Source organism: Pseudomonadota bacterium (assembly GCA_016719885.1).
Lineage (GTDB): Bacteria > Pseudomonadota > Gammaproteobacteria.
On record JADJYF010000015.1, the window covers coordinates 19,147 to 40,396 of the forward strand.

The 21,250-nt window shown below is 65.8% G+C and carries 16 protein-coding genes; 10 read left to right on the plus strand and 6 right to left on the minus strand.

The features are described from left to right. Nucleotides 1–7: 7 nt before the first annotated feature. Both aepY and IPM80_16185 read left to right on the plus strand, forming a co-directional pair. Nucleotides 8–1,165 (plus strand): phosphonopyruvate decarboxylase, encoded by a 1,158-nt coding sequence (aepY, locus tag IPM80_16180; GenBank protein MBK8959908.1) that lies wholly within the window; start codon nt 8–10, stop codon nt 1,163–1,165. Next, complete coding sequence (locus IPM80_16185) at nt 1,162–2,241, plus strand: 2-aminoethylphosphonate aminotransferase (protein ID MBK8959909.1); 1,080 nt, start codon at nt 1,162–1,164, stop codon at nt 2,239–2,241. The genes aepY and IPM80_16185 overlap by 4 nt, the downstream gene beginning before the upstream one ends. Before the next feature lie 16 nt (nt 2,242–2,257). Here IPM80_16185 and dxs read toward each other — a convergent pair whose 3' ends face one another. Beyond that, nucleotides 2,258–4,153, minus strand: a complete 1,896-nt coding sequence (gene dxs / locus IPM80_16190) for a 1-deoxy-D-xylulose-5-phosphate synthase (GenBank protein MBK8959910.1) — start codon at nt 4,151–4,153, stop codon at nt 2,258–2,260. A gap of 293 nt (nt 4,154–4,446) precedes the next feature. Between dxs and hpnH the strand changes: the two genes are divergently transcribed. The 4 genes from hpnH to IPM80_16210 all read left to right on the plus strand — a co-directional run bounded on the left by hpnH (nt 4,447) and on the right by IPM80_16210 (nt 8,323). Further along, complete coding sequence (gene hpnH, locus IPM80_16195) at nt 4,447–5,577, plus strand: adenosyl-hopene transferase HpnH (GenBank protein ID MBK8959911.1); 1,131 nt, start codon at nt 4,447–4,449, stop codon at nt 5,575–5,577. 63 nt (nt 5,578–5,640) lie between these two features. Then, on the plus strand, nt 5,641–6,765 hold the full coding sequence (locus IPM80_16200) for a glycosyltransferase (GenBank protein MBK8959912.1): 1,125 nt from the start codon (nt 5,641–5,643) through the stop codon (nt 6,763–6,765). Between the two features lie 112 nt (nt 6,766–6,877). After that, complete coding sequence (locus IPM80_16205; GenBank protein ID MBK8959913.1) at nt 6,878–7,480, plus strand: ABC transporter substrate-binding protein; 603 nt, start codon at nt 6,878–6,880, stop codon at nt 7,478–7,480. Nucleotides 7,481–7,564: 84 nt separating this feature from the next. Then, complete coding sequence (locus IPM80_16210) at nt 7,565–8,323, plus strand: VacJ family lipoprotein (GenBank protein MBK8959914.1); 759 nt, start codon at nt 7,565–7,567, stop codon at nt 8,321–8,323. Between the two features lie 67 nt (nt 8,324–8,390). On the opposite strand, the gene glcF is transcribed toward IPM80_16210, so the two are convergent. From glcF to htpG, 5 genes are read right to left on the minus strand one after another with little or no spacing between them, the layout of a single operon-like run. Then, nucleotides 8,391–9,605, minus strand: a complete 1,215-nt coding sequence (gene glcF / locus IPM80_16215) for a glycolate oxidase subunit GlcF (protein MBK8959915.1) — start codon at nt 9,603–9,605, stop codon at nt 8,391–8,393. Between the two features lie 6 nt (nt 9,606–9,611). Beyond that, entirely contained in the window at nt 9,612–10,706 is a 1,095-nt protein-coding gene (gene glcE / locus IPM80_16220; GenBank protein ID MBK8959916.1) for a glycolate oxidase subunit GlcE, read from the minus strand. Nucleotides 10,707–10,718: 12 nt separating this feature from the next. Then, on the minus strand, nt 10,719–11,822 hold the full coding sequence (gene aroC, locus IPM80_16225; GenBank protein MBK8959917.1) for a chorismate synthase: 1,104 nt from the start codon (nt 11,820–11,822) through the stop codon (nt 10,719–10,721). 57 nt (nt 11,823–11,879) lie between these two features. Further along, the gene (prmB, locus tag IPM80_16230; GenBank protein ID MBK8959918.1) at nt 11,880–12,740 is read right to left on the minus strand and encodes a 50S ribosomal protein L3 N(5)-glutamine methyltransferase; all 861 of its coding nucleotides are present in this window, start codon (nt 12,738–12,740) and stop codon (nt 11,880–11,882) included. A 28-nt stretch (nt 12,741–12,768) separates the two neighbouring features. Beyond that, nucleotides 12,769–14,637, minus strand: coding sequence for a molecular chaperone HtpG (gene htpG, locus IPM80_16235; protein MBK8959919.1), 1,869 nt, complete (start codon nt 14,635–14,637; stop codon nt 12,769–12,771). Nucleotides 14,638–14,822: 185 nt separating this feature from the next. Between htpG and mutS the strand changes: the two genes are divergently transcribed. The 4 genes from mutS to IPM80_16255 all read left to right on the plus strand — a co-directional run bounded on the left by mutS (nt 14,823) and on the right by IPM80_16255 (nt 21,244). Next, entirely contained in the window at nt 14,823–17,378 is a 2,556-nt protein-coding gene (mutS, locus tag IPM80_16240) for a DNA mismatch repair protein MutS (GenBank protein MBK8959920.1), read from the plus strand. Between the two features lie 63 nt (nt 17,379–17,441). Continuing rightward, nucleotides 17,442–17,765, plus strand: coding sequence for a ferredoxin family protein (locus IPM80_16245; protein MBK8959921.1), 324 nt, complete (start codon nt 17,442–17,444; stop codon nt 17,763–17,765). 390 nt (nt 17,766–18,155) lie between these two features. Next, nucleotides 18,156–18,617 (plus strand): DUF4124 domain-containing protein, encoded by a 462-nt coding sequence (locus tag IPM80_16250; GenBank protein MBK8959922.1) that lies wholly within the window; start codon nt 18,156–18,158, stop codon nt 18,615–18,617. Nucleotides 18,618–18,700: 83 nt separating this feature from the next. After that, nucleotides 18,701–21,244, plus strand: coding sequence for a CHASE2 domain-containing protein (locus IPM80_16255; GenBank protein MBK8959923.1), 2,544 nt, complete (start codon nt 18,701–18,703; stop codon nt 21,242–21,244). Nucleotides 21,245–21,250 lie beyond the last annotated feature (6 nt).

The following is a 21,250-nucleotide window of genomic DNA, read 5'->3' on the forward strand; positions in this document are numbered from 1 at the left end:
TGTTGTCATGATTCATGCGCGCGACTTCGTCGACGCCGCCGGGCGGCGTGGCTTCAATGTCTACGCCGGGGTGCCCTGTTCGTTTCTGACGCCATTCATCAATTACGTGATCGGTGCGGACGGTTTGCGCTACCTGTCGGCCGCCAACGAGGGCGACGCGGTGGCGATGGCGGCCGGCGCATGGCTGGGCGGCCGGCGCGGCATCGCGATGATGCAGAACTCGGGGCTCGGCAATGCCGTCAGTCCCCTCACCTCCCTGACCCATACCTTCGGCATACCGGTGCTGGTGATCTGCACGCACCGCGGCGCGCCGGGCGTCAGCGATGAACCGCAACATGCCTTGATGGGCACCATCACCGAGCAGTTGTTCGAGACCATGGGCATCCCGTGGGCAACGTTCCCGCGCGACGCGGCGGCCATCGACGGTATGCTCGAGCGCGTCGACGCGCACATGCGCGATCATTCTCAGCCCTTTGCCTTGATCATGCAGAAGGGCAGTTGTGAACCCTTCGCCCTGGCCACCGCGGCAATGCCGGCGCCGCGCCCAGCGAGCGCGGTCGAGGGCAGCGGGCATCAACGCGCCGTGAATCGGCGCGCGACGCGCACGCAAGCCCTGGAACAGGTGCTGGCCGCAAGTGACGACCGGCGCAGCGTGGTCATCGCCACCACCGGCTTCAGCGGCCGCGAACTGTACGCGCTGGCCGACCGGCCCCAGCATTTCTACATGGTCGGCTCGATGGGCTGTGCCTCGTCCTTGGGTCTTGGCTTGGCATTGGCGCGCCCCGATCTCCGCGTGCTGGTGGTGGATGGCGACGGCGCGGCGCTCATGCGCATGGGCAACCTCGCCACGCTCGGCGCCTACAACGCGCCCAACCTCGTGCACCTGCTGCTGGACAACGAAGCCCATGACTCCACCGGCGCGCAGGCCACCGTCAGCGCCTGCACCGATTTCGCGACGATCGCGGCCGCCTGCGGTTACGCACGCGTGATGCGCAGCGACGACCTCGACGAACTCGCGCGCTTCCTCGCTGTGCGGCAGACCGACGGCAGCGCCTTCATGCACATGAAGATCGCGACCGGTGCGCGCGACGACCTGCCGCGCCCGGCCATCACCCCGCCGGAGGTGCGCGCGCGACTCATGCAACACATCGGCAGCGCGCCATGAAAACCATCCTGCTCAACCCCGGCCCGGTGACCTTGAGCGAACGTGTACGCGGCGCGCTGCTCGGTCCCGACCTGTGTCATCGCGAAACGGAGTTCGCGCAACTGCAGGATGGCCTGCGCCGCAAGCTGCTGGCGGTCTATGCCCTGCCCGCGGACGAGTGGGGCGCCGCCTTGCTGACCGGCTCGGGTACGGCGGCGGTGGAAGCGATGATCACGAGCCTGGTGCCGCGCGACGCGCGCCTGCTGGTGGCCGAGAACGGCGTCTACGGCGAACGCATGAGCCGCATTGCCGACTGCCACGGCATCGCCACCACGCGCATCCAGGCACCGTGGGGCGCGCGCCTCGATGTGGCGGCCATTGCCAGTGCCTTGCGCGCGACGCCGCACAGCCATGTCGCCGTCGTCCACCATGAAACCACCACCGGGCGTTTGAACGAACTGGCGACGCTGGCGGCCGTGTGCCGCGAGACCGGCACGCGCCTGCTGCTCGATGGCGTGTCGAGCTTTGGCGCCGAGCACATCGACTTCGAAGCGTGGGCCATCGACGCCTGCGCGGCCACCGCCAACAAGTGCCTGCACGGCGTGCCCGGCACGGCGTTCGTGATGGTGCGGCGCGCCGCGCTGGCGGCGGCCGCGAACATATCGCGCTCGGTGTATTTCGATCTCAAGGAATACCTGGCGAAGCAGGACGGCCAGGGCACGCCCTTCACCCAGTCGGTGCAGACCTTCTACGCGCTGGATGCGGCGCTCGACGAATTCTTCGAAGCCGGCGGCATGGGCGCCCGCCAGCAGCTGTTTCAAGCGCGCATGGCGCAGGTGGACGAGACACTGGCGCAATTGAAGGTGCGCGCGCTGTTACCCGTCGATGAGACTTCGTGCGTGCTGCACGCCTTCGAATTGCCGGAAGGCCGCAACTACACCGCGCTGCACGATGCGCTGAAGGCGCGCGGCTTCATCATCTATGCCGGGCAAGGCGCCTTGTCGGAGCGCGTGTTCCGCGTTTCCGCGATGGGCGACATCAGCGCCGAGGACCTGGCCCGGCTGTGCCGGGCCTTCAGGGAAGTATTGGCGGACTAGGTGCCGCCGCGACGGTTCAGGCGCGGCGCACCGCCGGCGCCTGCGCGTCCAGCATCGCGATCCGCGCACGCACGAACTGCTCGAAGCCCGCCGCATCGAGGCCGGCATCGGTCAGCATCTCTTCGCGCGAACCGTGCTGGATGAGGCGATCGGGTAATCCGCAGTTGGCGATGGACACGCTTTCACCGTGGGCGGCCAGGCATTCGTTGACCGCGCTGCCGGCGCCGCCAGCGACAACGTTCTCCTCGAACGTCACCAACAGTTCGTGGCTGCGGGCCATTTCCAGCACCATGGCCTCGTCCAGCGGTTTGACGAAGCGCATGTTGACGACCGTCAGGTCGAGCTTTTCAGCCACTTCCAGCGCCGGCGCCAGCAACACGCCGAACACCAGCACGGCCACGCGTCGGCCGCGCCGCCGCAGTTCGGCCTTGCCGACGGGCAGCGCCTGCATGTCTTCCTGGATATCGACGCCCGGGCCGGTGCCGCGCGGGTAACGCACCGCCGACGGGCCGTCGAGCGTGAAGCCGGTGTAGAGCATCTGCCGGCACTCGTTCTCGTCGGCCGGCGTCATGACCGTCATGTTGGGCAGGCAGCGCATGAAGGAAATGTCGTAGCTGCCGTTGTGGGTCGGGCCGTCGGCGCCGACCAGGCCGGCGCGGTCGAGCGCGAACAATACCGGCAGGTTCTGGTTGGCGACGTCATGGATGACCTGGTCGTAACCGCGCTGCAGGAAGGTCGAATAAATCGCCACCACCGGCTTGAGGCCGTCGCAGGCCATGCCGGCCGCCACGTTGACACTGTGCTGCTCGGCGATGGCGACGTCGAAGTAGCGCGTCGGGTACTCGCGCTCGAAACGCACGAGGCCCGAGCCTTCGCGCATGGCCGGCGTGATCGCGACCAGGCGACGGTCCTTGGCGGCCATGTCGCACACCCAGTTGCCGAACACGTCGCAGTAGTTCAGGGCGCTCTTCTTCGCCGACGGCACGATGCCCTTGTGCGGGTCGAAGGGGCTGACGCCGTGGTACTTGACCGGATCGGCCTCGGCCGGCGCGTAGCCCTTGCCTTTCTTGGTGATGACATGCAGCAGCTGCGGGCCGTGCAGCTGCTGGACGTTGCGCAGGGTATGCAGCAGGGCGTCCATGTCGTGCCCGTCGATGGGGCCGATGTAGTTGAAGCCGAATTCCTCGAACAGGGTGCCGGGCACGATCAGCCCCTTGACGTGCTCTTCGGCGCGCCGCGCCAGTTCCCACACCGACGGCATCTGCGACAGCACTTTCTTGCTGCCTTCGCGCACCGTGGTATAGAGCTTGCCCGACAGGATCTGGGCGAAGCGGTTGGACAGCGCGCCGACGTTCGGCGAAATCGACATGTTGTTGTCGTTGAGGATGACCAGCAGGTCGGTGCTGAGATCGCCTGCATGGTTGAGGGCCTCGAAGGCCACGCCCGCCGTCATCGCGCCGTCGCCGATCACCGCCACCGCGCGGCGGTTGGAGCCGGTCAGCTTGGCGGCGATCGCCATGCCGAGGGCGGCGCTGATGGAGGTGCTGGAATGACCGACGCTGAAGGTGTCGTAGACGCTCTCTTCGCGTTTCGGGAAGGGCGCGAGGCCGTTGGCCTTGCGGATGGTCCGCAGCCGGTCTTTGCGGCCGGTCAGGATCTTGTGCGGGTAGGCCTGGTGGCCGACGTCCCACACGATGCGATCCTCGGGGGTGTTGTACAGGTAGTGCAGTGCGACGGTGAGTTCGACGGAGCCTAAACCGGCGGCAAAGTGGCCGCCGCTTTGACTGACCGAGTCGAGCAGGAAGGCCCGGACCTCGGCGGCCACCTGCGGGAGCGCTGATTCCGGCAGGGCGCGCAGATCAGCGGGGAGGTCAATCTTGTCGAGCAGGGGGTAATGGGAACTTTGTGTCATGGAGCGTCGAATCTCACCGATACAGGCAGCCCGGCGGCGGGCCGTGAATTATGGGGAGCAGGTTGGATCAGTGCAAGCAAGGAGGGGCATCCGCGACCGCATCGAAAGGGCCTCGGCGACGTCGCTGTGAGGGCCGGATGCGCGATGCTTTGCATGCCCCGCGACACGGTGGTTCCCGACCATGGGCCTGTACTTTCGTGTGTCATTACAGTAAGGTTGCGCGCCATTGTGCTTCAAACCGCAATTATTTGAAACACAAAAAGAAATTCCTGTTTATTTTATAGGGTTAAAGCATGGGCGTTCCTCTCATTCAGCAGTATCGCGTGGGTCGATATATCCTTGGGCAGAAGCTTAAGGGTAACAAGCGCTATCCGCTGGTGCTGATGCTGGAACCCCTGTTTCGTTGCAACCTCACCTGTGCCGGCTGCGGCAAGATCGACTACCCCGACGAGATCCTCGACAAGCGCCTGTCGTTCGACGACTGCATGCGGGCAGTCGACGAGTGCGGTGCGCCGGTGGTCTCCATCGCCGGTGGCGAACCGCTGATCCATAAGGACATCGTGCGCATCGCCGAAGGCTTCATCGAGCGCAAGAAATTCGTCTACCTGTGCACCAATGCACTGTTGCTCGACAAGAAGATGGACGAGTTCAAGCCCAGCCCCTACCTGACCTTCTCCATCCACCTCGACGGTGGCCGTGAGCGCCACGACGCCTCGGTCTGCCGTCAGGGCGTGTTCGACAAGTGCATCGAAGTCATCAAGAAGGCCCTGGCGCGGGGCTTCCGCGTGACCGCCAACTGCACCCTGTTCCAGGGCGAGACCGCCGAGGAAGTCGGCGAATTCATGGACCAGATGATGGCGCTCGGCCTCGAAGGCGTGACCATCGCGCCCGGCTACAACTACGAGCGCGCGCCGCAGCAGGACGTGTTCCTCGGCCGGCAGCGCAGCAAGCAGCTGTTCCGCGACATCTTCCGCCTGGGCAAGGGCCGCAAGTGGCGCTACAACCAGTCGTCCATGTACCTGGACTTCCTGGCCGGCAACCAGACCTACGAGTGCACGCCGTGGGGCGCCGTGACGCGTAACGTGTTCGGCTGGCAGAAGCCCTGCTACCTGCTGGTCGGCGAAGGCTATGCGCCAACCTATCGCTCGCTGATCGACGACACGCCGTGGGAGAAGTACGGCACCGGCCGCAATCCGAAGTGCGACAACTGCATGATGCATTGCGGTTACGAGATGACGGCGGTCGATGACACCTTCGCCCATCCCCTGAAAGCCGCGCGCGTGGCGCTGTTCGGGCCGCGCACCGACGGACCGATGGCGCCCGAACTGCCGTTCACCTACGAGGAAGAAACGGCCAAGCCGCGCCTGGTGGCGTCGGTCGAGGCCGCCAGCGGCGCGAGCTGCAGCTCCAAGCGAGTGGCCTGATACGGGCCCGGGCCAGCCGGACCGCGCCAGCGTGCGCGGCCGGCGCCAATCCCCTCCTCCCCCATGCTATTGACCGCGACGGCCCTGTCCGCCCTGCTGTGGCTGACCGTGCTGGTGCTGCCCTGGCGGCCGTGGTCCACCGCTGAACGCCTGCGCATTCCGCACGATCTCGGCGAAATCGATCTTGGCGACGTGACCGTACTGATCCCGGCACGCGACGAGGCGAGCTGCATCGCCGCCACCCTGCGGGCGCTGGCCGCGCAGGGCAATATCGCGCGCATCGTGCTGGTCGACGACCAAAGCAGCGATGGCACCGGCGCGGTGGCGCGCGGCGTCGGCCTGGACAATCTCGTGGTGCTGGACGGCACGCCCTTGCCGGTCGGCTGGAGCGGCAAGCTGTGGGCCCTGGAGCAGGCGTCGGCGCGGGCCGAGACACCCTATACCCTGCTGCTCGACGCCGACATCGAACTCGGCCCGCGCGTGCTGGCGGCGCTCAAGCAGCACATGCAGCGCCACGACCTGACGCTGGCCTCGGTGATGGCGAGCCTGCACATGGGCAATGCCTTCGAGAAGCTGCTGCTGCCGCCGTTCATCTATTTCTTCAAGCTCATTTATCCCTTCGCGCTGTCCAACCGGCCGCGTTCGCCGATAGCGGCGGCGGCCGGCGGCTGCGTGCTGCTGCGCACCGAAAGCCTGCGCGCGATCGGCGGCTTCGCCTCCCTGCGCGAGGCGATCATTGACGATTGCACGCTGGCCCAGCGCATCAAGCGCAACGGCGGTCGGACCTGGCTGGGCCTGAGCCGCGACGTGCGCGCCATCCGCCCCTACGAGACCTTGGCCAATATCTGGAACATGGTGGCGCGCACCGCCTTCACACAGCTGCGTTATTCGAATGTCCTGCTGGTGATCTGCACCTTGATGCTGGGCCTGTCGTTCATCGCGCCCCTGATTGGACTGGTGAGCGGCAATGCGCCCGCGACCGGCGCGGCGCTGGTGGCGCTGGCGGCGATGAGCTGGTCCTACCGCCCCACCATCAAGTTCTACGATCTCAATCCGCTGTGGGTCGCGACCCTGAGCGTCGCCGCCTGCCTGTTCCTGGCCATGACCTGGACCTCGGCCTGGCGCTACTGGACGGGGGAACGCAGCCGCTGGAAGAGTCGCAGCTACGATAAGATCGAAGGCCATTGAACTGCGCCGAGCGGCCGCGCTCGGAGTTCCTTGAATCCACCCTCGCGTGGCGACCGCCAGCGCCGGGGCCGACCTCACACCACGCTGTTTCGGCGGGAAAGGATCAATCGCGATGAAAATATTGAAATCCGTGCTCGCCACCGCGCTGTTGCTGCTATCCGGCGTCGTCACCGCGGCCGACGACGCCGACGCCAAGGCGGTGGTCGAAAAACTCCACCAAGCCTTGCTCGGCGCCATGCAGGCCGGCGCCTCGGCTGGCTTCAAGGGGCGCGAGGACATGCTCGCGCCGGTCATCGCCGGCAGTTTCGATTTCGATTCGATTTGCCGCATCGTCACCGGCCGCTACTGGAAATCGGCCAGCGACGAACAGAAGACGCGCTTCATCGAAGTGTTCAAAAGGCTGAGCGTGGCCACCTATGCCAGCAATTTCGCCAGCTTCTCCGGCGAGAAGTTCCAGACCGAGGGCAGCGAGGCCGACCACGACGCGCTGGTGGTGCGCACCACCCTGCGCCCCACCGATGGCGAGCCGGTGCCCTTGAACTACCTGTTGCGTCAGGCCAACGGCGAATGGCGCATCATGAACGTGGTCGCGCAGGGCGTTTCCGACCTGTCGCTCAAGCGCGCCGATTACACGGCCGTTATCAAGACCGAAGGCTTTGATTCATTGATCAATCGCCTGGAGAAGAAGGTAGCCGAAATGAGTAAGGGTTCGTGAGCGGTTGGCTGGCCACCGTAGTGCGGATCAACAACGTTTGTGGCAATATTCTTACTGAATACCCAAGCCTGCGGAACTTTCAACATGACTGAGTTCAGTGTCCTGTCGCGCCTGCTTGCCGCGACTGTCGTCCTGCTTGCCGTTAGCGGCTGCGCGTCCAACGACGCGGCCAAGAACAGCGGCGACCCCTATGAGAACATGAACCGCAAGTTCTACACCTTCAACGACACGCTCGATAAGCATTTCGTCGAGCCGGTGGCGAAGAAATATGCCCAGTACACCCCGGACCCGGTCCGCAACAGCATCACCAATTTCTTCGACAATACCGGTTACCTGAACACCATCGCCAACGATCTCCTGCAGGGCAAGTTCACCCAGACCGCGTCGGACTCCGGCCGCTTCCTGGTCAACAGCACCATCGGTATCGGCGGCCTGTTCGACCCCGCCACCAGCATGGGCTTGAAGCAGCACGACGAAGATCTCGGCCAGACCTTCGGCACGTGGGGCGCGAAGGAAGGCGCCTACCTGATGCTGCCCTTGATGGGTCCGAGTTCGTTCCGCGACATCGGCTCGCCGGTGATGGACATGTTCCTGAACCCGCTGACCTACTTCGCGTCGGTGGTGACCATCCCGGCCGGCGTGGTGAGCGCGGTCAACACCCGCGCCAACCTGCTGGACGCGACCCGTATCCGCGACCAGGCGGCACTCGACCCCTATACCTTCGTGCGCGAGGCGTGGCGCCAGCAGCGTGAATACGACATCTACGACGGCAACCCGCCCGGCGATGGCTACGAGGACTACATCGAAGGCCAGGGCGACGCCGCGGTACTGCGCGTCTACTGAGGTCCCGCTCGCTCCCGTCCCTGCCCGAAGGCCGCGAACCGCCCTGGTTCGCGGCAACGGCCACGGCTCAATCGAGGGCCGTTGCCAAGACTTCCAGCCAATGTTTGACCGGCACCGCGGCCTGCGCCGCGAGGTGGAGCTGGCAGCCGATATTGGCGGTCACGATGGCGCTCGGTCCGCCAGCCATGAGATGGCCGAGTTTGCGCTCGCGCAGCGTGTTCGACATGCCCGGTTGCAGCACCGAGTAGCTGCCAGCCGAACCGCAGCACAGGTGGCCTTCGTTGGCCGGCACGATGTCCCAGCCGAGTTCGCGTAGCAAAGCTTCAATACGGCCGCCGAGGCGCTGACCGTGCTGCAGGGTGCAGGGCGTCTGCACGGCCACGCGCCGACCAGCGCCACGCACCCGCGCATGCAAGGCCTTGGCTTCGATCAACTCCAGCGGGTCACGCACCATCGACACCAGGCGCGACGCGCGTGGCCCGTACAGCGGGTCGCCGGCCAGCACCTGGCCATAGTCACGCAGCTGCAGACCGCAACCCGACGAGGTCGCCATCACCGCCTCGGCGCCGGCCTCGATGGCCGGCCACCAGGCGTCGATGTTGGCGCGCGCCAGGCGCGCGGCCATCGTCTCGTCACCGAGGTGGTAAGGCAGGGCGCCACAGCAATCGACGCCGGGCAGGCGTTCGAGCGTGATGCCGACGGCGTCGAAGACACGCATGGCCGCCGTGTCGATGGCGGGATTGAGCACCGCCTGCGCGCAGCCTCCGAGCAGCAGCACGCGGCGCGTGTGCGCGGCGGGCGCGTAGACTGGTGGCGGGTCGGACAAGGCATATAGCCGCGTGATGGCGGCCGGCAGCAGTGGCCGCAACAGGCGACCCATCGCAACCGCGGCGCGCCAGCGGCGCGGATAGGGAATGACATGTTTCAACACCGCGCGAGTGGCGCGTTGCCAGGCCGAGAGACCGACCGCCTGGTTGACGCGCGGGCGCACGAGATCCAGCAAGCGCCCGTAGCGCACCCCCGACGGGCAGGTGGTCTCGCAACTGCGGCATAGCAGGCAACGTTCGAGATGGGCCTGGGTGGTGGCCGTGGCGGCGTCGGCTTCCAGCCATGACTTCATGAGATAGATGCGTCCACGCGGCCCGTCGCGCTCGTCACCGCTGACCTGGTAGGTCGGACAGGTGGCATTGCAGAAACCACAATGCACGCAGCTGCGTACGATATCGGCGGCTTCGCCCGCCAGCGGATCGTCCTGCAAACGCTCGTTCAACAAACTGCGCATGGCTTGTTATAACCAGTCGTAGAGTCGGCCGGGATTGAATATGCCCTGCGGATCGAGCCCGCGTTTGACCCGCTGCATCAGCGCGCGCAGCGGTGCGGCGGGCGCCGCGAACGGTGCATCGCTGACCGCGAAGCAGGTCGCATGACCACCGAGCGCGGCGGCATGTTCGCGCAACCGTGGATCATCGAGCGCGCCATGCAGCCAGCGTTGCGCGCCGCCCCAATCGTGCAGCACCGGGCCGACATCCTGCGGGTCGGGCGCGACCGGCGGCAGGCTCATGCGCCACACGGGCCGTGGGTCGTCGAAGAAGAAACCGAGGCGCAGATCGCGCAGGTCGCGCCAGTAATCGAGCGCATCGCTTTCCACATCGGGCGCGAGTTCGGCGCAGGCATGGCCAACCGCTTCTTCGCTACCGGACGCACGTAGGCGCAGCAGCTCGCCGTCGTAACACATGGCCGTGATCGGCCATGGCGCCGCGGCGAGTTCCGTCATGCGCTGCCGCGCCTCTTCGGGGGTGAGTCGCCACAACAGGCTGCGCTCGACGCGCGGCCGCGGCAGCACACGCAACGACACCTGCACGATCACGCCCAGCGTGCCGAGGGAACCGGCAAGCAGACGCGCGACGTCAAAGCCGGCGACGTTCTTCATGACCTGGCCGCCGAAACTCAAGAGTTCACCGCGCCCATCGATGATGTCGACGCCGAGCACGAAGTCGCGGGCGGCGCCGTGGTAGGGGCGCGCCGGGCCCGACAGGCCACTGGCGACCGCGCCACCAAGGGTGGCGCCGCCGCCGAAGTGCGGCGGCTCGAAACCAAGCATCTGGTTCTGTGCCGCCAGCGTGTGTTCGATATCGGCGAGCGGCGTGCCGGCGCGGGCGGTGATGACGAGTTCGGTCGGTTCGTAAGCGACGATGCCGTTCAAGGCCCGCGTATCGAGCGGCTCGCCATGCAGGACGCGGCCGTAAAACGACTTGCTGCCACCGCCCTGGATACGCAGCGGCGTGGCGTTGGCGCTCGCCGCCTTGACGCGCGCGACCAGCGCCGCGACCGCCGGCTCGTCGACGCTGGCGCGGACGCTGCCGGCTTCGCCTTCAGACGCCATGCGCGTCACTACTCAGCACGAGGAATCGCGGGTGATGACCGGAGTACGCACCTCGACGTCGGCGTTCTGTCCACGTTGGCGCAGGAAGTGATCGACGAGGACCAGCGCCACCATGGCCTCGGCTATCGGCACCGCGCGTATGCCGACGCACGGGTCGTGGCGCCCGAGCGTCACTATCGAGGTCGCGTCGCCGTTCATGTCGATGGTGTCGCCATCCAGTCGAATGCTGGAGGTCGGCTTCAAGGCGATGCTGGCGACGATGTCCTGGCCGGTGGAAATGCCGCCCAGGATGCCGCCGGCGTGATTGCTGGCAAAGCCGCGCGGCGACATCGCATCGCGATGCGCACTGCCCTTCTGCTCGACCACCGCGAAGCCGTCGCCGATCTCCACCGCGCGCACCGCGTTGATGCTCATGAGCGCCTTGGCCAGATCGGCATCGAGGCGGTCGAACACCGGCTCGCCCCAGCCGGGCGGCAAACCCGTCGCGATCACCGTCACGCGCGCACCGATGGAATCGCCTTCCTTGCGCAACGCGTCCATGTAGGCTTCGAGCTCGGGCACACGCGACGGCTCGGCGCAAAAAAACGGGTTACCGTCGACCGCGGCAAGATCTTCGCAGGCGAGACGCAAGGGACCAAGTTGAGCGAGGTAGCCGCGCACTTCGACGCCGCAGCTTTCGCGCAGGTATTTCTTCGCGATCGCGCCGGCCGCGACGCGCATACAGGTCTCGCGCGCCGAGGAACGTCCGCCGCCGCGATGATCGCGCACGCCGTACTTCTGGATATAGGTGTAATCGGCATGGCCAGGACGGAACTTGTCCTGGATGTTGGAGTAGTCCTTGGATTTCTGATCGGTGTTTTCGATCAACAGGCCAATCGAGGTGCCGGTGGTGCGGCCTTCGAACACACCAGACAGGATGCGCACCTTGTCTTCTTCACGTCGCTGCGTGGTGTGGCGCGACTGACCGGGCTTGCGCCTGTCGAGATCATGTTGCAGATCGGCTTCGCTGAGCGCGAGGCCGGGTGGGCATCCGTCGACGATCGCGACATAGCCCGGCCCGTGGCTTTCGCCCGCGGTGGAAAGAGAAAACAGTTTACCAATCGTGTTACCGGCCATGGCGGTATTCTAGCAGGCAAACTCGCCGGACAGGCTTGCCACCATGCGCCGCGCGCGTCATCGATGGCTGGCGGCCACCAGGTCTTCACGCGAGATCACGAACACGCCTTCGCCACCGTGTTCGAACTCCAGCCAGGTCAAGGGCAGATGGGCATGACGCGCATCCACGGCCGCGGCGATCTCGCCCACCTCGACCACCAGCACGCCGCCCGGCGCCAGGTATTCGGCGGCGCGCGCGAGAATGCCGTCGACGCAATCGAAGCCCTCGTCGCCGGCGTAGAGGCCCAGGGCCGGTTCTTCGAGATACTCCTGGGGAAGTTCGTTCTTGCGTGGCGCCGGCACGTAGGGTGGATTGCTGACGATGAGATCGTAAGTGCGTCCCGCGGGCGGAAACAGATCGGCTTCGAACAGCCGCACGCGCGACTCGAGACCATGGCGCGCGCGGTTGATGTCGGCCACCGCGAGGGCGTCGGCGCTGAGATCCGTCGCATCGACCTCGGCGTCGGGAAATTCCAGGGCGCAGGCCAGCGCGATACAGCCGCTGCCGGTGCCGATGTCGAGGATGCGTTTGACCCCGTCCGGCGCAAGCCATGGCGCGAACTGCTGGCCGATGAGTTCGGCAAGCGGCGAGCGCGGCACCAGCACGCGCTCATCGACATAGAACTCATGGCCCGCGAACCACATGCGGTGGGTGAGATAGGCGGCCGGACAGCGGCGCGCCAGGCGCGCACTCACCAATTGCTCGGCCGCCGCGCAGGCCTCGGTCGTCACCGCCTGGTCGAGCAGCGCATCGCCGGCGTCGGGCGGCAGGCCGAGACCATGCAGCACCAGGAACGCCGCCTCGTCGAGAGCGTTGTCCGTGCCGTGTCCGAAATACAGGCCGGCGTCATGAAAGCGCCGGGCCGCATCGTCAATCAGCGCGCGCGCCGTGGCCGGCGTCGCGCCCTCAGCCACGCACGACGACCAGTTCGAGCACCACGTCGTTCATGCACTTGACGAAGCCCGCCGGGTCGTCGAGCTTGCCGCCTTCGGCCAGTATCGACTGCTCGAACAACAGGCTCGCCCAGTTGGCGAACTGCTGCTCGTCCTGCATGTCGTCCATGAACTTGATCATGGGGTGCTCGAGGTTGAGTTCGAGGATGCGCTTGGCGGCCGGCACGTCCTGGCCGGCGGCTTTCAGCAGGCGCTCGAGGTTGGCGCTCATGGCCGCATCGGCAGACACCAGGCAGGCCGGTGAACTGGTCAGGCGCTGACTGCGCTTGACGTCCTCGTCGCGCGCATCGAGCGCACCTTTGATGCGCTTCAACAAGGGACTGACTTGCTCGTCCTGCTGCTTGTCCTGGTCGGCTTCATCCTCGCTCTTGATGTCGCCGTGCACGACCGACTTCAAGGGCTTGCCCTCGAACTCCGACAGGTGCGTGACCAGCCACTCGTCGATGGGCTCGTGCATCAGCAGCACTTCGATGCCCTGCTTGCGGAAGTATTCGAGGTGTGGGCTGTTGCGCGCGGTCGAGAAGCCATCGGCGACGATGTAATAGATGGCGTCCTGGCCTTCCTTCATACGCGCCAGGTAGGCGGCGAGGCTGACATCCTGGGTGTCGGTATCGGTGTGGGTGCTGGCGAAGCGCAGCAGCTTGGCGACGCGATCGCGGTTGGCGTAGTCCTCGATTACGCCTTCCTTCAACACGCGGCCGAAGGCCTGCCAGAACTCGGCGTACTTGTCGCCCTCGGCGAGGGTTTCGATCATGCCCAGCACCTTCTTGACCGAGGCGCTGCGGATGGTCTCGAGAGTCTTGTTGTGCTGCAGGATCTCGCGCGACACGTTGAGCGGCAGGTCGTTGGTGTCGATCACGCCGCGCACGAAGCGCAGGTAACGCGGCATGAGCTTCTCGGCGTCGTCCATGATGAACACGCGCTGCACGTAGAGCTTGACGCCGTGCTTGACTTCGCGGTCCCACAGGTCGAAGGGCGCGCGCGCCGGCAGGTAGAACAGCGTGGTGTATTCGTTCTTGCCCTCGACCTTGGAATGCAGCCAGCTGGTCGGATCGCTGAAGTCATGGGAGACGTGCTTGTAGAACTCCTTGTATTCCTCGTCGGAGATCTCGTTCTTCGAGCGGCGCCACAGCGCGGTGGCCTGGTTGATGGTCTCCCAGCCTTTCTCCTCGCCGGTCTTTTGCATCTTGATCGGCACCGAGATGTGGTCCGAGTAGCGCTTGCAGATCTCGCGCAGGCGATACTCGTTGGCGAGATCCTTGGCGTCGTCCTTCAGGTGCAACACTATTTCGGTGCCGCGGCGCTTGGCGGTGACGGTCTCGACCGTGAACTCGCCCTTGCCCTCTGATTCCCAGCGCACCCCTTCCTCGTTCTTGTGGCCGGCCTTGCGCGACGTGACCGTGACCTTGTCGGCGACGATGAAGGCCGCGTAGAAGCCCACGCCGAACTGGCCGATGAGCTGCGAATCGGCGCGCGCATCGCCCGACAGCTTGCCGAAGAACTCACGGGTGCCGGACTTGGCGATGGTGCCGAGGTGCTCGGTGGCCTCGTCGCGGGTCATGCCGATGCCGTTGTCGCGAATGGTGATGGTGGCCGCCTCGGCGTCGAATTCGAGTTCGATGGCGAGTTCGCCGTCGTTCTCGTACAGGCTGTCATCGGACAGCGCGGCGAAGCGCAGCTTGTCGGCGGCGTCGGCGGCGTTGGAGACCAGCTCGCGCAAGAAGATCTCGCGGTTGCTGTACAGGGAATTGATGACGAGATCGAGCAGCTGGGTGACCTCCGACTGGAAGCCCCGTTGTTCTTTGGCAGTATCGAGCGCCATGGTGTCCTCTGCGGTCGCGTGAATGAGGCGGGCAAACTATGGTCGCGGCCCGGTGATTTCAAGTCCTTCGCGCGCCGGCGCGGCCGCCGCGCTACCATAGCGCCCCACGGTCGCGCCCCGCGACCGCATCGTTTCGAGGGACGTACGCGCGCGCGTCACAGGGCGTGCCGACCTTAATTTTCGCCATGGCCACCGATAAAGCCGCCCATTCGCCCGTCATGCAGCAGTATCTCGGCATCAAGGCCGAGCATCCCGATATCCTGCTGTTCTATCGCATGGGGGATTTCTACGAGCTGTTCTTCGACGACGCCCGGCGCGCGTCTCAGCTGCTCGACCTGACGCTCACCGCGCGCGGTGTGAGTGACGGTCAGCCGATCCCGATGGCGGGCGTGCCGGCCCATGCCGCCGATCCCTACCTGGCGCGGCTGCTGAAACTCGGCGTGTCGGTCGCCGTGTGCGAGCAGATAGGCGACCCGGCCGAGTCGCGCGGGCCGGTGGCGCGCAAGGTCACGCGCATCCTGACGCCCGGTACGGTCACCGACGAATCGCTGCTCGAAGCGCGACAGGACACGCTGCTGGCCGCGCTCTGCTTCGGCGGTGAACGCTGCGGGCTGGCTTGGCTGGACGTCAGCGCCGGGCGCTTCCTGGTGTGCGAGGCCGACGGCGCCGTGGCGCTGGAAGCCGAGCTCGAACGTCTGCAGCCGGCGGAACTGCTGGTCGCGGACGACCAGCGCGCACACCTGCCGGCGGCGTGGGCGGCGCGCGCCCAGGGCGTGCCGGCGTGGCGCTTCGACATCGCGGCCGCACAGCGGCGCCTCACCGGGCAATTCGGCGTCAGCAGCCTGCACGGCTTCGGCTGCGCTGAGATGGACCTGGCGATCGCGGCCGCCGGCGCGGTACTCGCCTACAGCCAGGACATGCATGGCGGCGCCCTCGCGCACGTGCTCGGCATGGCGGTCGAACATCCCCGCGATGCCCTGCACCTGGACCCGGCCACGCGCCGCAATCTCGAGATCACCCGCGCGCTGTCCGGCGACGAGGCGCATACGCTGGTCGCGGTGTTCGATACCACGCGCACCGCCATGGGCGGGCGCCTCCTGCGCCGCTGGCTGCAGCGGCCGTTGCGCGATCACGGCACGCTCAGGGCGCGCCTGCAGGCGGTGGCCATGCTCATGGCCCGCCACGACGTGGCCAGCCTGCGCACATCCCTGAAACGCGTGCATGACATCGAACGCATCGTCACCCGCATCGCGCTCGGCACCGCGCGGCCGCGCGACCTGGCGCGCCTGCGTGATGCGCTGGTCGCGCTGCCCGACATTCGCGGCCTGCTGCTGGCGGATCTCTGCCCGCGCCTCGATGCGCTGCGCAATGCCATCGACGAAATGCCCGAGGTGCGCGCGCGACTGCAACGCGCGCTGGTCGAATCGCCGCCCCACCTCATCCGCGACGGCGGCGTGCTGGCGCCGGGCTACGACAGCCAACTGGACGAACTGCGCAACGCCAGCGCCGATGCCGATGCCTTCCTGGTCGCGCTCGAACAGCGTGAGCGGGAACGCAGCGGCATCGCCAATCTCAAGGTCGGCTACAACCGCGTGCATGGTTATTACATCGAAATCAGCCGCGCGCAGGCCGAGCGCGCGCCGGCCGACTACACGCGGCGCCAGACCCTGAAAGGCGTCGAGCGCTATATCACGCCGGAGCTGAAAGGCTTCGAGACCCATATCCTGACGGCCGCCGATCGCGCCCTGCGCCGCGAACGCGAGCTATACGAGAGCCTGTTGATAGAGCTGCTGCCCGAAGTGCGCGGCCTGAAGGACACCAGCGCGGCACTCGCCGAGCTCGACGTGCTGGCGAGCTTCGCCGAGCGCGCCGAAAGCCTGCAGCTGTGCGCGCCGGAGTTCTGCACCGAGCCGCGCCTGCGCATCCGCGCCGGCCGCCATCCACTGGTCGAACAGTTCCAGCACACGCCGTTCGTGGCGAACGATTTGGAACTCGACGACGAACGCCGCCTGCTGCTCATCACCGGCCCCAACATGGGCGGCAAGTCGACCTACATGCGCCAGGCCGCGCTCATCACCCTGCTCGCCCACATCGGCAGTTTCGTGCCGGCGCGGTCCGCCCTGCTGGGGCCCATCGACGCCATCTATTCGCGCATCGGCGCCGGCGACAACCTGGCCGGCGGCCAGAGCACCTTCATGGTCGAGATGGCCGAGACCGCCAACATCCTGCATCACGCCACCGCCATGAGCCTCGTCATCGTCGATGAGATCGGTCGCGGCACCAGCACCTATGACGGCATGTCGCTGGCGTGGGCGGCGGCCGAGCACCTTGCTGCGCGCAACCGGGCTTTCACGCTGTTCGCCACCCATTACTTCGAATTGACGGCGCTGGCCGACGAAGTACCGGCGGTCGCCAATGTGCGGCTCGATGCGCTGGAACACGGCGAGGACGTGGTGTTCATGCACAGCGTCAGCGAGGGGCCAGCCTCGCGCAGCTTTGGCATCGCGGTGGCCCGACGGGCCGGCGTGCCGAACGCCGTCATCGCCCGCGCGCGCGCCCTGCTCGACACCCTCGAGCAACGCCACTCGCGGGCCAGCCATGCCGAACTGCCGCAATTGCCGCTGTTCGAGCGCCCCCATCCGGCGCTCGAGGCGCTGCGTGCACTCGAACCCGATGCCCTGACGCCGCGCGAGGCGCTGGACGCGCTCTATCGCCTGCGCGCCCTGGCCGAGCGCTCATGAAGTGTTTGGCAGCGCGCGACACGCAGATATAATGCGGCCCTCCGAATTTGACGAAGAGCAGCCATGACGTTTGTTGTTGTAGAAAACTGTATCAAGTGCAAGTACACGGACTGTGTCGAGGTATGCCCGGTCGATTGCTTTCACGAAGGCCCGAACATGCTCGTGATTGACCCGGATGAGTGTATCGATTGCACGCTGTGCGAGCCGGAATGCCCGGCCGAGGCCATCAAGTCGGAGGACGACCTGACCGACGACGAACAGCAATTCCTGGGTCTGAACGCCGAACTCGCCAAGCAATGGCCGGTGATCAGCGAAATGAAGGACCCGGCCGGCGATGCCGACGACTGGAAAGGCAAGCCCGGCAAGCTCGACCTGCTCGAACGCTGACATGCACATCGGCCGCCTGCATCGCGCGCGGCCAGACGCGCAGTAAAGTGGACCAGGAGCCGCCCGTCCCTGGACGACCCCTGGTCCGCCGCCTATCCCCACCCCGTATCGATGTGGATGCTGCCATCCCTGGCGGCGGCAGGTGCGTTGCTGAATACGCACCGTGTGCCTAGTTGGCCATCTCCACGTGTCCCGCTCAAATTTGTCCCGAGTGCCGCCGCTATGGAGTTTTACACTTTGGCGACAAAGACTTAAGGGCATAAGACGGAGCGCGACACGGTGACGGCAGGCAAGCACTCGGGAAATTTTCCCGCGCCCGACTCAGCACCTCGCCCAGCCTACCCGCGCCTGGCGCCTGTCCGGCGGCCAACACCCAGGCGGGCAGCGTCGTTGCTGGCACAGCTGAGTGCAGCGGCCACGCTATCCGGCTTGTTCACGGTGACTGGCCCCGTCTGTGCCGCCGAGGTCTACAAATGGCGGGATGCCGATGGCCACCTGCATTTCGGCGACCGCCCGCCCGCGGCCCAATCCCATGCCGAGAGCGTGACCATACGGAGCGCGGCGCCGGCGGCCGCTAATGAGCACAGCCAGGAGCGGCTCAAGCAGGTACTCGACGGCTATGCGAAGGAGCGCGAGGCGCGCGAGGCATCCCGCGCCGCCGCGCTGGCGGAAGACGAGCAACGCGAACAGGCCTGCATGCGCGCCAAGGCGCGGCGGCAAACCGCGGAGCGCGTCAACGTGATGTACGAGTACACGCCGCAGGGCGAGCGCAGGGTGCTGGGCGAAGCCGAGCACAAACAAGTGATAGACAAAGCGCGCGAGGCCGTCGCCGACTCCTGCGATCAGCCTTAAAACGCCGTCCTATCTGCCTATTTTCTCGATACAAAGGAAGGTAACATGGCGAATCTACTTGACTCGCTAGACCTGATGACCGGATGAATAAAGCGTTCTGGAAATCCGACTGGTTTGTCGGCGCCGCCCTGTCCTTCGTGTTTTTCATCGCCTGGTGGGGGCGTGCGCCTGTGCTGGAAAGCATAGAACGGGACGCCTACGACCTTGGCGTCAAGGTCTCGTCACGCGATCCCGGCGACAAGGTCGTGGTGGTCGCCATCGACGACAAGAGCATCCAGAACATCGGCCGCTGGCCGTGGTCGCGCAAGGTCCACGCCGCGATGATCGATAAGCTCACGGCCGCCGGCACCAAGACCATCGGCTCGACCATTTTCTATTCCGAGCCGGAAGTACCGCCGGGCCTCGACTGGATACGAGAATTCCGTTCCGAGACCGAGAAGCTGGCCCAGGCCGGTGCCTCGGTCGACGCGCTCAACGCAAAATTCTCCGCCGCCGAACTCGCGCTCGACACCGACACGGTGCTCGGCAATTCGTTCAAGCAGGCCGGCAACGTCGTACTCGGCATGCAGTTCACACCGGGCGAGCCAGTTGGCAAGCCGGACAAGGCCTTGCCCGATTACGTGCTGCACAACGCCATCAAGGAAGACAAGGTCGTCGACCCGACCGGCGACTTCCCGATGCCCATCCAGACCATCCTCGCCAATTCGCCGATCCCGGTCATCGGTGGCGCAGCGCGCGGCATCGGCCACCTGTTGACGCCACCCGACGTCGACGGCGGTATCCGTTTCGAACCCTTGGTGGTCGAGTATTACGGCGCGTTCTACCCGTCACAGTCTTTGATGGTCGCGGCCGCCTACCACAACCTCAAGGCCGAAGACATCAAGGTCAATCTCGGCGACAGCGTTCAGCTCGGCAATCTCGAGATCAAGACCGATCTGAATCTCAACATGAACACCTTCTTCTACGGCAAGCGCCAGGGCGACCGGCCGCCGTTCGACGTGTACTCCTTCTACGACGTCCAGCAGGGCGCCGTGCCGATGGAAAACTTCAAGGACAAAATCGTCCTGATCGGCGCCACCGCTTTCGGCGTCGGCTCGACGCTCTACACGCCACTCGGCGACGTCAGCGGCCCGGTGCTGATCATGGCGCACACCGTCGCCAGCATCCTCAACGAGAACTTCTTCGTCTCACCCTCGTGGGCGTCCTTGACGGAACTGCTGATCCTGGCCCTGGTCGCGGGTTACCTCATAGCCTTGCTGCCCAAACTGAATGCCGGCCCGGCGGCGCTCATCAGCCTCGGCCTGTTCGTGGTGGTATTCGCGACCGAGATTGGCCTCATGGCGTCGCAGGCCATCTGGCTCAAGCTCATGGGCGCGGCGACCCTGCTGGTGATTGGCCATGTGTTGCTCACCACCAAGCGTTTCCTGGTCACGGAGGCGACCAAGCGGCGTCTCGATTACGACTCGGCGCAGAGCAACAAGCAGCTCGCGCTCAAGTTCCAGAAGGAAGGCGAGCTCGACATGGCGCTGGAGTATTTCCGTCGCTGCCCGGTGGACGAGAGCCTGCTGGAAGCGGTGTACATCCTGGCCGGAGATTTCGAGCGCAAGCGCCAGTTCAACAAGGCCGGCGCGGCCTACGAGTACATCGCCGCCAAGGACCCGAACTTCCGCGACATCCGCAACAAGGTCAATCGCGCCAAGCAGCTCAACGACACCGTCATCATCGGCGGCTCGGCGGCGGCGGCCTCGGCCGCCAGCACCATGTTGCTCGATGGCAGCATCTCCAAGCCCATGCTCGGCCGCTACGAAGTCGAGAAGGAGCTCGGCAAGGGCGCGATGGGCGTCGTGTATCTCGGCAAGGATCCCAAGATCAACCGCGTGGTGGCGATCAAGACCATGGCGCTGTCGCAGGAATTCGACGCCAACGAACTGACCGAAGTGAAGGAACGCTTCTTCCGCGAAGCGGAGACCGCCGGCCGTCTCGACCAGCCCAACATCGTGCGCATCTACGACGTCGGCGAGGAACACGATCTGGCCTATATCGCCATGGAGTTCCTGGCCGGGCACGATCTGGCGCGCTACACCAAGCCCGACACCCTGCTGCCATTGCCGACGGTCATGGGCATCATCTTCAAGGCCGCCATGGCGCTCGATTACGCGCACAAGCACAACGTCGTGCATCGTGACATCAAGCCGGCCAACATCATGTACGAGCCCGACTCCAAGCAGGTCAAGTTGACCGACTTCGGTATCGCGCGCATCACGGATTCGAGCAAGACCAAGACCGGCATGGTGCTCGGCACGCCGTCGTACATGTCACCCGAACAGCTGTCGGGCAAGAAGGTCGACGGCCGCTCGGACCTGTTCTCGCTGGGGGTGATGTTCTACCAGATGATCACCGGCAAGCTGCCCTTCCAGGGGGATTCGATGGCGACCCTCATGTACAAGATTGCCAACGAAGCGCATATCGAAGTCACCAGCCTGCGGCCGGAACTGGCCAAGCAGCGGCCCTGCGTATCGGCCATCATCGACCGCGCCTTGGAGAAGGATCCGACCAAGCGCTACCAGACCGGCGCGGACATGGCGCGCGACATTCAACGCTGCGCCAAACAAACCCAGTCAGCCTGACATCAA